The 11612-nt window shown below is 65.5% G+C and carries 6 protein-coding genes and 2 tRNA genes; 4 read left to right on the forward strand and 4 right to left on the reverse strand.

The features are described 5' to 3' along the window. Positions 1-227 precede the first annotated feature (227 nt). Complete coding sequence (locus O3669_RS08245) at positions 228-1121, reverse strand: Mbeg1-like protein (RefSeq protein WP_371524343.1); 894 nt, start codon at positions 1119-1121, stop codon at positions 228-230. Between the two features lie 124 nt (positions 1122-1245). Here O3669_RS08245 and O3669_RS08250 point away from each other — a divergent pair. From O3669_RS08250 to O3669_RS08265, 4 genes are all read left to right on the forward strand, one after another. Next, positions 1246-1322 (forward strand) — tRNA-Ile (locus tag O3669_RS08250). A 30-nt stretch (positions 1323-1352) separates the two neighbouring features. After that, the gene (locus tag O3669_RS08255) at positions 1353-1487 is read left to right on the forward strand and encodes a DLW-39 family protein (protein ID WP_315283464.1); all 135 of its coding nucleotides are present in this window, start codon (positions 1353-1355) and stop codon (positions 1485-1487) included. A gap of 11 nt (positions 1488-1498) precedes the next feature. Beyond that, positions 1499-1571: transfer RNA gene (locus O3669_RS08260), tRNA-Ala, on the forward strand. Between the two features lie 449 nt (positions 1572-2020). Beyond that, complete coding sequence (locus O3669_RS08265; protein WP_371524344.1) at positions 2021-8845, forward strand: SdrD B-like domain-containing protein; 6825 nt, start codon at positions 2021-2023, stop codon at positions 8843-8845. Positions 8846-9479: 634 nt separating this feature from the next. Here O3669_RS08265 and O3669_RS08270 read toward each other — a convergent pair. Genes O3669_RS08270 through trxB form a run of 3 tightly spaced genes read right to left on the reverse strand, consistent with a single transcriptional unit; the run spans position 9480 to position 11607 of the window. Beyond that, positions 9480-10121 carry a phosphatase PAP2 family protein gene (locus O3669_RS08270; protein WP_295920262.1) on the reverse strand — a complete coding sequence of 214 codons (642 nt, stop codon included), beginning with the start codon at positions 10119-10121 and terminating at the stop codon, positions 9480-9482. A gap of 20 nt (positions 10122-10141) precedes the next feature. Then, positions 10142-10573: a YchJ family protein gene (locus tag O3669_RS08275; RefSeq protein WP_295920264.1), complete on the reverse strand. Its 432-nt coding sequence runs from the start codon at positions 10571-10573 to the stop codon at positions 10142-10144. Next, positions 10570-11607: a thioredoxin-disulfide reductase gene (gene trxB / locus O3669_RS08280; RefSeq protein WP_371524345.1), complete on the reverse strand. Its 1038-nt coding sequence runs from the start codon at positions 11605-11607 to the stop codon at positions 10570-10572. The genes O3669_RS08275 and trxB overlap by 4 nt, the downstream gene beginning before the upstream one ends. Positions 11608-11612: the final 5 nt, after the last annotated feature.

The following is an 11612-nucleotide window of genomic DNA, read 5'->3' on the forward strand; positions in this document are numbered from 1 at the left end:
TAACGTGCGCAGTGGAGGGGTTCGTGCTGCCACCTGACACGCCCAGCGACCACCTGCGATGCCCAGGCCGCCAGGTCCGGTCTGGGCGTCCGACAGTAGCGGAGCTCCCACCACTCACACCACTCCCAGCGTCCCCAGAACCCCGAGTGGGTCAGGATGTCTCTGGGAACACTCGAGGGCCCCTAGCGTATGCGTCCCAAAACCCGACAGGGGCAGGAAAGGGCCCGTCAGTGGCCTGGGGCGACGCGGATGGGCCTCAGACGCAGCATGAGGCTCACAAGCCCTCCGAGGGCTGCTCCCGAGCGCGACGGCGTCCGATCGTCCCGCGCCAGTTCGTCCCCGTCGATCAGCCACGTGTAGGGGTTGTGGCTCAGGGGCCCAGGCCACAGCGACGCGATGATGGAGGCACCTGTGGGCAGAGGAAACAGGGGACTCACCCAGGACTCGGCCGGCGTGTAGACGCTGGAGAGCGGCGCGATGCCGGAAAAGAAACCGTCGTCAATCACGGATTCTGGGAAGCCGACTGGATCGAGAGAATACACATGATCAAGCGTCGGCACGCGGGTCGCGGCGGCCGCATACAGCGCCAGGTTCCCGCCCTTGGAATGGCCGATGACGGTGACGGGCCCGGGGGCGCGCCCCGCCGCGTAGCGCAGGTAACGCGCCGCCCACAGCTGGGCGATTGTCGGGAAATCGAGGCCGAACTGTGCGTCCTCGGCCCATCCGACCGCGGTGCCGTCGGTCCCGCGGAAGACCACGTAGGTCGCCCCGGCCTCGTCGATGAAGGTGACCGCGCCGAACTGCGCGAGCGGCTGTACGCCAATCCTCGTGACGGCGTCGCGCACGCGCAGGCTCCGGAAACGCGGACTTCCCCCGGCCGCGCGCAGCAGGGAACGCAGGAGCGCGCAGTTGTGGTCGGTGACCATCGCTCGGTCGTAGAGGGTGCGAATGGACGAGGCCTGGGCGACCTCGCGAAGGAGGCATCCGTTGGGCGATCGCGGTCCGGCGAGGGCGTGAAAGTCCACGTAGGTCAGTGTCGCGAGGGCGAGCGCGTCGGCGGGGGAGAGGGCGGAACGCAGGGGCGTCGTGGCGCCGCGAACGTAGTCGATAATCGTGGTCACGAGGCTTCTCTTTTCTGCTCCGCGCGTCGTTGCAACGGGTGCGTGTCGGACGTCACCAAGTCTCGATTTTGCCGGAGGGCCCGGTGCTGTGTACTATATCCGAGTGCCCGCAAGGGTGCCGGTTGGGCCTATAGCTCAGTAGGTTAGAGCGCAGTCCTGATAAGACTGAGGTCGGTGGTTCGAGCCCACCTAGGCCCACCATCCGCAGGCTAGTATGAGCGGAGGATCATCATGAAGAAGTTGGTCACTTGTTGTGTGGCTGTCGGATCCGTCGTGGCCGTTGGTATCGTCGTTCGACAAATTCTTTTTGATCTCTCGGATAATGCCGACCTGTGGACGTCCGTCACGGACGCCGTGGAGGACTGAGATTCTCCCACGGGGCTATGGCGCAATTGGTAGCGCACCTGCTTTGCAAGCAGGGGGTTACGGGTTCGAGTCCCGTTAGCTCCACGTTTCACCCGCAACCTGATGGTTGCGGGTTTTCGTCGTTTGTGAGCTTGCACAATTTCTGCGGGTTACTGGCGAGAGTACTCACAGACGTGACCCACGCATTAATTTGTCCGACCAACTGGTCATCGCTGTGGATTATCCGAGACGCGTGTGTGTGAGCGTGGGATCGGCGATCTTGAGCTGCTATTGCGTCATTAGTTATCCACAGGAATGTCCACAGTTGTGAATAAACCTTGTGGATGGTCGTTTCACAAAATTGGTTAAAAAAACGAAATCTGACCTAGCAAACCTCAGTTTACGGCCGAATTCGCGATGGTTACAGCCTTTTCACACTTGCTGCAAAACCGCTAAAATTGGCCTGTTTCATCCCTATACCCGCAGACCAGGAGAACGCTGTGCACCTCAATCACACGTGGTCAAGGGCCACACGGCCAGCCCAGATGCTTGCCATGCTCGTAACAACGGCTCTCGTCATTCTCGGCATCACGTCGCTGCCCACCTTCGCGGCAGCCCCGACCCTCAAGCTGGCGATCAACGCCGACGAGGACTCCTACCTGTCGGGCGTCGAGCAGCGCTACGTTGTTGAGTTTTCGTGCGCCTCCACCACAGAGGACTGCCTGGACTCGGTCGTGACCATCTCGCTGCCGCACACGATCACTCCTGACGGCAACTCCAACCCCGACTCGGCCCCCGACGGCGTCAACGCCACCGCAACCACGGGTAACAAGGTCGTCACGCCCGAGATCAAGCGCCCCACAGCCACGACCGATGGCCTCGTCACCTACAACCTCGGGACCGTCGCCGCCGGTACCTCCTTCCAGACCGTCCTGACCTTCACCGCTCCCCGAGGCCTTACCCCGGGCGGCTCCACGGTCACCCCGGTCGCCACCTTCACCTCGGGCGAGACCAGCGTCACGGCTCAGGACACCGTCACGATCAAGTCCGAGCCCACGCCCCTCCTGTCCAAGACCGGCCCCGTCGCGACCCCCAAGAACGTCGACGTGACCTACCAGATCACCCCCAAGTACGACACGACCGTCGACGGCCTCAACGGCAAGACCAACATGACGAACGTCGTCGTCACCGACCCGCTCCCGCAGTGCGCGACGTACGTGTCCTCCTCGGCATCGGGCAACACCATCACGAACACCGCGGCCACCGTCCCCAGCTCCTACGACGCCGCGACCCACACCGTCACCTGGAACATCGGCGAGGTCAGCCCCGCCTTCATGAACGTCGTCCTGTCCGTCACCGTCCACTACGACGACACCTGCGCCGACGACACGGTCACCAACACCGCCAAGCTCACCGGCAACGAGAAGCACAACGAGACCAAGACGGTCACCGCGAACGCCTCGTTCACGCACCACTTCGACAACGAAATCCGCTACGGTGGCGGCTTCAACAAGCGCGCCATGAGCCAGTTCGAGCGTGGCAAGCAGGGCAACTGGCTCTACAGCTACTCCAACACCTCCAACGTTCCCGTCGTCATGGAGTACACCGACTACATGACCTGCGGCCTGGTCTCGCCGACCGATGGCTCCAAAGACTGCTCTCAGCCCCTCATGCGCGTCCACACGATCGATACCCAGACGACGACGCCCATCGATATCACCTACTGGACCAACAAGGGCACCACGGGCACGCAGACCGTCTACCGCGGCAAGGCCTTCGATTTCTCCTCCTTCGCCGCCGACGAGTACCTGACTGTCTTCCACTACAAGCAGACGATCCCCGCTGGTGAGTCCTCCATCCTCAACGTCGCCGGCCCGGTCGGCGCGGGCACGCCCACCACCGAGGACGGCGTCACGTACGTGGACGTCGACAAGAACGCCGCCGCCTGGAAAGCTGGCAAGTCCGACCAGTGGGTGCGCATCCAGAACTGCGTCACCGACTGGTCCATGAAGTCCCTCGACGGTACCAAGTCGATCACCATCCCCGAGGACGACTACTGTGACGTCCTCACCCTGGGCACCGCGCTGCCCAAGTACTACAACGCCAAGTCCACGATCAAGGGCAACCTGGCGTCCCCCGGCTCCGAGGTCACCTTCAGCGTCACCGCGAACAACACCTCGACCGTCGTCGACTCCCAGCCCGTCATCTCCGACCTGCTGCCCTGCGGCATGACCTTCGTCGAGGATTCCGTCACCGGCGGCCCCTCCGGCAAGGACAAGACCGTCACCGTCCGCGACGTCACCGATGCCACCGGCTGCACCCGCCAGCTCGTTCAGGTCACCTGGCCCGGCTACCAAACCAAGGGTGGCACCACCATCCAGCTGCGCGGCAAGGTCGGCCCCTCCATGAGCGCCGGCACCCACAAGAACGAGGCCTACATCTCCGCGGCCGAACCCGAGTACGCGCTGACCTCCAAGAAGACCACCATCTGCTTCTACGGCTCCACCGACGACGCTTACGACGTCAACGGCGACGGCAACACCGCCGACCAGGTGTGCCCCGTCTCCTCGACCTTCACGGTCTCCGAGCAGGCCGGCGCGGACGTCGTCCTCGAGGGCCTGGGCTCCGTGCCCGGCTCCGTCTACAAGAAGTACACCGACGGCCCCTCCGTCATCCGCCAGAGCGAAAACGGCCAGTTCCGCATCACCCCCACCAACTCCGGTAACGCGGACCTGTCCGACATGACCCTGTACGGTATCCTGCCCCACGTCGGAGACACCTCCGTCCAGGGCGGTGCCGACCGTGGCTCCGAGTGGGAGCCCATCATGACCGGCCCCATCCAGATCGGAGCCGGCTCGGGCATCGACGCATCGCAGGTCACCATCGAGTACTCCACCTCGACCAACCCCTGCCGCGGTGAGGTCATCAACCAGGGCGACGCCATGGCCGCCGCCCCCGCAGGATGCGACAACAACTGGACCGCCACCCCGGCCTCGTGGGCGGACGTGAAGTCCTACCGCGTCTACATCAACGGAAAGGCCACCCCCATCAAGGCGGGCGCCTCCATCCCGCTGATCGTGCCCATCAAGGCGCCCGACAACGCCACCGGCATCGCCTACGAATCCGTCGCGATCGCCGCCACCCAGGCCTCGAACAACCGAGCCATCCTGCCGACCGAGCCCATCAAGGTCGCCCTGGTCGTCGCGCTCGACGTGGCCCTGAACAAGACCGTCGTCTCCGACGCTGACAACCTCATGCCCGGCGACACCGTCACCTTCCGCATCGACGCCGGCAACACCGGCCAGGGTAAGGCCCCCGACGTCAAGGTCGCCGAAGCCTTCCCCGCCGGCACCACCTTCGTGTCCGCCGAGACGCACAAGTGCGCCTCCGGCTACACCTCCGGGCTGCCCGGCGAATGTCAGGGCACCGACCCCGCCGGCACCTTCGACGGCACCACCTGGAAGATCGGCGACCTCCTCGCCGGCCAGTACGCCTCGCTGTTCGTCACCGTCAAGCTCGACGAGGGCACCGACGGCAAGACGCTCAACAACACGGCGTCCTTCGTGAACCCGCCCGAGTACGATCAGAACCCGGACAACAACTCCGCCAAGGCCTCGATCACCGTCAAGCACCGCCTGGCCGGCAAGGTGTACTACGACGCCAACGACTCCTCCTCCTACGACAACGGCGAAGAACCCTTCAAGGACATCACGGTCGAGCTGCTCGGCGCCGACGGTAATGTCGTCGCCACCACCACAACCGACGCGGACGGCAACTACTCCTTCACGCGCCTGCCCGCCGGCGACTACACCGTCAAGGTCACCAAGGCCGGCGCAATCGCCAACCTCGACCAGACCGAGGATCCGGACTCCACGAAGGACAACACCTCCGGGACCGTCACCCTGAACGCGGACAACCCCGTCCAGGAGAACATCAACTTCGGCTACGTCAAGAAGCACGCGATCTCCGGCAACGTCTACCTCGACCAGAACCGCGATAAGACGAAGAACACAGGCGACCTGCCCCAGGGTGGCGTCACCGTGAAGCTGGTTGACGCCTCCGGCACCGTCGTAGCCACCACGACGACCGACACGGACGGCAACTACTCCTTCACCGGCCTCGGCGACGGCACCTACACGGTCGCCGTCGACAAGACCGGCCCGCTGGCCTCCACCGAACAGACCGAGGACCCCTCGGGTAACGCTGACTCGCGCTCGCAGGCCATCACCTTCACGCGCAACGACCCGGACGTTACCAACGTCAACTTCGGATACGCCGAGGACTACACGGTCTCCGGCACCGTCTACTACGACAAGGACCGCTCCGAGACCCTGAACAACGGTGAACCCGGCTTCGACGGCGTCACCGTCAACCTCCTCGACGAGGCCGGGGCAACGGTCGCGACAACCACGACCAAGGCGGACGGCACGTACTCCTTCGCCAAGCTGCCCGCCGGCAAGTACACCGTCAAGGTGGAGCCCTCCGACCTGCTCAAGAAGCTTGAGCAGACCGAGGACCCGGACGGCACCAAGGACCACACCTCCGGCGTGGTCCAGGTCAGCCACGACAACCCCTCCGTGACCAACGTGAACTTCGGCTACGCCACGAACTACACGATCAAGGGCACCATCTACCGCGACGCCGACCGCTCCGAGTCCCTCGAGGACGGCGAGAAGCTCTACCAGGGTGTGACCGTCGACCTCCTCGACGCCTCCGGTAACGTCGTGGCCACCACGACCACCGACGCTCACGGCGCCTATGCCTTCACCAACCTGGAGGAAGGCACCTACAAGGTCCGCGTGCGCCAGGAAGGCCCCATCGCCGACCTCGTCCAGACCGAGGACCCCGACGCCACCAAGGACAACACCTCCGGCGACATCACCCTCGAGCTGAACAACCCGATCAAGGAGAACGTCAACTTCGGGTACATCTCGGACAACTCGATCGCTGGCACCGTCTACCGCGACGACAACCGCTCCGGCGCTCTGAACCCCGGCGAGAAGGGCTACCCCGAGCAGACGGTGCAGCTCCTCGACAAGGACGGCGCGGTCGTTGCGACCACCAAGACCGACGCGAACGGCGCCTACTCCTTCGACAACCTGCCCGACGGCACCTACTCCGTGCGGGTCGTCAAGGACGGTGCCCTGACCGACCTTGAGCAGACGGGCGACCCCGACTCGACGCTGGATAACGCGTCCGAGCCGATCACCCTGAACGAGGCCAACCCGACCAAGAAGAACGTCGACTTCGGCTACGTGCCCGACTACTTCATCACGGGCACGATCTACCGTGACGGCAACCGCTCCGGCGCGCTGGACAGCGACGAGAAGCTCTACGAGGGCGTCACCGTGCAGCTGCGTGACAAGGACGGTAACGTCGTCGCCACCACCACGACTGACGCCGACGGCGCCTACTCCTTCGACAAGCTCCCCGCGGGCACCTACTCCGTCACGGTCGTTCAGGATGGCCCCATCGCCTCCCTCGAGCAGACCGGCGACCCGGACGCCACGAAGGACAACGCCTCCGCGCCCATCACGCTGAACAACGACAACCCGTCCACGACGGACATCAACTTCGGCTACGTGAACAACAACTCCCTGTCGGGCACCGTCTACCGCGATGACTCGCGCAACGAGAGGCAGGACGCCACCGAGCCCGGATACTCTGGCGTGACGGTCCAGCTCCTCGACAAGGACGGCACCGTCGTTGGTACCACGACGACCGACAAGGACGGCAAGTACTCCTTCGAGCACCTGCCCGACGGCACCTACTCCGTCACGGTCGTCAAGGACGGCGAGCTCACCGACACCGAGCAGACCGAAGACCCGGATGCCACGAAGGATGGCGCCTCCGAACCCGTGACCCTGGGCGAGGACAACCCGTCCAAGGATGGGATCAACTTCGGATACGTGCCCGACTACTCCATCCACGGCCTCGTCTACCGAGACGGTGACCGCTCCGAGTCGCACGGCACCGGCGAGAAGGGCTACGCCAACCAGACCGTGCAGCTGCGCGACAAGGACGGCAAGGTCGTCGCGACCGCCACGACGGACCAGGACGGCGCGTACTCCTTCACCAAGCTGCCCGCCGGCGACTACACCGTCACGGTTGTCAAGGACGGGGCCCTCACCGACCTCGATCAGACAGAGGACCCGGACGGTACCAAGGACTCCGTCTCCGGCGTCATCTCGCTGAGCAACGACCACCGCACCGAAACGGACGTCAACTTCGGCTACATCGCCAACAACTCCATCAACGGCACCATCTACCGCGACGGTGACCGCGACGGAAAGAAGGGCGACACCGAAGGACGCTACTCCGGCGTGACGGTCCAGCTCCTCGACAAGGACGGTAAGGTCATCGCCACTACGACGACCGACAAGGACGGCAAGTACTCCTTCGAGCACCTGCCCGACGGCACCTACTCGGTCAAGGTCGTCAAGGATGGCGTGCTCGCCGATGCTGACCAGACCGGCGACCCGGACACGACGCTTGACAACGCGTCTAAGCCGATCACCCTCGACGAGAAGAATCCCACCAAGAGTGACATCGACTTCGGCTACGTCCCCAACAACACGATCACCGGCACCGTCTACCGCGACGACAACCGCGACAAGACGATCAACGGTGACGAGCCCGGCCTCGAGCGCGTCAGCGTCCAGCTCCTGGACGAGGACGGCACGCTCCTGCAGACGCTCGACACCGCCGCCGACGGCTCGTACGCCTTCCAGCACCTCAAGGACGGCACATACACCGTCAAGGTCGTGCGCTCCTCGTCCATCAAGGACTACGACCAGACCGAGGACCCCGACGCCACCGTCGACGACACCTCCGCGCCGTACACGATGGGCCCGGACCACTCCCTGCAGGAGAATGTCAACTTCGGCTACGTGCCCGACTACTCGATCGCGGGCCGCGTCTACCGCGACTCCGACAAGTCCGGCTCCTACACCGACGGTGAAGAGACGTTCTCCGGCGTGACGGTCGACCTGCTCGACAAGGACGGTCACGTCGTCGCCACCGTGACGACCGACGCTGACGGCAACTACTCCTTCGAGAAGCTGCCCGCCGGAACCTACCGCGTCAAGGTCCACACCGACGGAGACCTGGCCGGCCTCGACCAGACCGAGGACCCGGACGGCATCGCCGACTCCATGTCCGGCGAGATTACGGTCGGCTTCGACAACCAGGTGGTCACCGGCGTGAACTTCGGTTACGTCGCGCCCGACGCCCCGGCCACCCCGGCGCCCGGCATCGGCCAGCGCGTCGCCCGAGGCCTGGCACGCACCGGCTTCGACGGCATGGTCGGCGCAGCCGGCCTGGGAGCCGCGGCCGTTGGCGGCCTCTTCCTGTGGGTGCGCCGCCGTCGCCAGGGCTGAGCCTGGTACAGCCTGAGCCTCGACGAGGCCGTGGCTGAGTCACGGGGGGTGGGTACTTCGGTGCCCACCCCCTTGGTGTACCGGGCGCCTGCGCGGACCGTAGGTACGCTCACCGCGCGCGCCGTCAACGGCGTGCCCACCCCGCGTGCCTGCGCGGACCCCGCGTCCTCCGGCCTGCCGCTATTGTGCCCTGTGTCCGGGTACTACGTGGATAGGTTGTGTGTATCCGGATAGGTTATGCGGATGCGGATAGGTTAGTAAGCTATCCGGATGTTCGTTGCCTATCCGGATATCCGCTTGTGTCCGAGACTCTCATGGTTCCCCAACAATGTCGCACGTAATTCCCCTGCGACTCTTTCCAATTTTGAAATTGGCCCCTTGCAATTCCAACGTTTGTGAGCGTCGTCGAATACTGACCGAGGGAAATTACGTGCGAGATTTGGGGGAGAGGGGAGGAGGCGTACGCGGGCGGGAGTCCGCGCAGCCCCACAACCCCGCAGCCCCACAACCTCACAACACACGCAGCGCACGCAACGCACGCAACGAACGCAGCCCCGCAGCGCACGCAACACACACAGCGCACGCAGAAGCGCCCGGGGCCGGATGGCCCCGGGCGCCCCGGCAGCAACAAGTCCTATCGGTTCCAGCGCAGCGCGTTGGGTCGCAACATGAAGGGCGAGAGAATCAGCGTCGAGCCCAGGCCCACGCTGAAGCCGCCAATCACGTCGGTCACCCAGTGGACGCCCAGGTACAGGCGCGTCACGCAGATAAACACGATGAACGCAACGGCAGCAACCCACAGCAAGTGGCGGATACGGCGCCCGAAACGCGTCATCGTCAGCACCATAACGAGCGACACTACCAGGGCGGTGACCGCGGTCGCATGGCCCGAGGGGAAGGAGTAGCCGTCCTCGGTGATCAGACGGTAGGCCTCTTCGGGGCGGGGGCGCTCAAAAACGTGCTTGATGATGAAGCTGTTCGCGGCCGAGAACGCGACGGAGCACAGGATGTACAGCGCGTGCATGACCTTCTTGATGAACCACCAGACGGCGGCCGCAACGAGGAATGCCAGCACGACGGCGCGCTTGGGGTCGAACAGCCAGGACGCGGCCGTCATGAAGGTGTTCAACGCGGGCGAGCGCGACTCGATGAAGTCGGACCATACGGCGGTGTCGATCGGCAGCGGATTCGTGATGAAACCGCCGACGATGGCCACCGCCACGATGAGAGAGGCCCCGACGATGACGGGAGGTGACAGGAGTCGACGAACAAACATATTGAAATCCTACCGCAGTGTCAGTCGTTCGCGCCGTACTCGTACACCCACCGGCCAGCGCGGCGGGAAAAGCGCGAATGTTCCCGCATCTGGCCGCTCTCACCCGTCAGCGCATCGCGCCAGGACGCCACAAACGTGACGGTTCCCTCCTCGTCGGAAGGCCCCCCGGCCTCGGCCCCCAGGATCGTCAGGCCCGTCCACTGCGTCCCCTCCACCCAGTACGGGGGAGCGGGGCGCGTGCGCGGATGCCACGTGCGGAACAGGTAATCCTCGTCGCGCAGGGCGAACGCCGTGTAGCGCGAGCGCATGAGCGCCTCGGCCGTGGGCGCGGCCTCGCCGTCCAGGTAGCGCCCGCAGCACTGCGCGAGCAGCGCTCCCGACCCGCACGGGCATGTACGAGGCCGGGGCGCGCCAGCGCTCGCAGCGCCGGGGGCAGCGGGGGAGGAGGTCACGCCTGGTCGCCCAGGGAGGCCAGCCAACGCTCGGCGTCCAGGGCCGCGCGGCAGCCCGACCCGGCGGCCGTGATGGCCTGGCGGTACGTGTGGTCCACGGCGTCACCGCACGCGAACACGCCCGCGACGGACGTGCGCGTCGACGGCTCCTCCACGCGGATGTAGCCGGCCTCGTCGAGGGCGACCTGGCCGCGCAGGAAGCCCGTGCGCGGCAGGTGGCCGATCGCGACAAAGACGCCGTCCACGGCGATCTCACGCTCCGAGCCGTCCACGGTGGAGGCCAGGCGCAGGCCCGTCACGGCCTCGTCGCCCAGGACCTCGGAGACGGTGGCGTTCCACTCGAAGGAGATCTTCGGGTTGTTCAGGGCACGCTCGGCCATGACGCGCGAGGCGCGCAGGGCGTCGCGGCGGTGCACGACGACGACCTCGGACGCGAAATTCGTCAGGAAGGTGGCCTCCTCCATCGCGGAGTCGCCGCCGCCGATGACGGCCAGGCGACGATCCTTGAAGAAGAAGCCGTCGCAGGTCGCGCAGTAGGAGACGCCGCGGCCGGAGAACTTGTCCTCGCCGGGCACGTTCATGTGACGGTACTCCGAGCCGGTGGCCAGGATGACGGCGCGCGCGTAGAAGACCTCGTCCTCGGTCGCAACCGCCTTCACGTCACCCTCAAGGTTGACGGCGACGACGTCCTCGTAGCGCACGTCCGCGCCGAACTTCTCGGCCTGCTCGCGCATGTTGTCCATGAGCTCGGGGCCCTGAATCCCCTCGGGGAAGCCCGGGAAGTTCTCGACCTCGGTCGTGTTCATGAGCGCGCCGCCCGCGGCCAGCTGGCCGGCCAGCACGATGGGGGCGAGGCCGGCGCGGGCCGTGTAGACCGCAGCCGTGTAGCCGGCGGGGCCCGAGCCGACGATGACAACGTCGTGGACGGGCACGCCCTCGGGGACCTGGTTCGAGGGGACCTGGACCTCGGCGGCCTCGATGGTGGGCTCGGCGGCCTCGGCCTTCACGAGGCCCGGAATCGTCACGAAAGACATGTACC

The organism is Pauljensenia sp. 20925_1_34, from assembly GCF_041432775.1.
Taxonomy (GTDB): domain Bacteria; phylum Actinomycetota; class Actinomycetes; order Actinomycetales; family Actinomycetaceae; genus Pauljensenia.

What these genes read in the sequence shown, in the direction of transcription:
- trxB (WP_371524345.1), bottom strand. Translation starts at nt 11,607, where the DNA reads ATGTCTTTCGTGACGATTCCGGGCCTCGTGAAGGCCGAGGCCGCCGAG.
- O3669_RS08265 (WP_371524344.1), top strand. Translation starts at nt 2,021, where the DNA reads ATGCTCGTAACAACGGCTCTCGTCATTCTCGGCATCACGTCGCTGCCC.
- O3669_RS08270 (WP_295920262.1), bottom strand. Translation starts at nt 10,121, where the DNA reads ATGTTTGTTCGTCGACTCCTGTCACCTCCCGTCATCGTCGGGGCCTCT.
- O3669_RS08255 (WP_315283464.1), top strand. Translation starts at nt 1,353, where the DNA reads ATGAAGAAGTTGGTCACTTGTTGTGTGGCTGTCGGATCCGTCGTGGCC.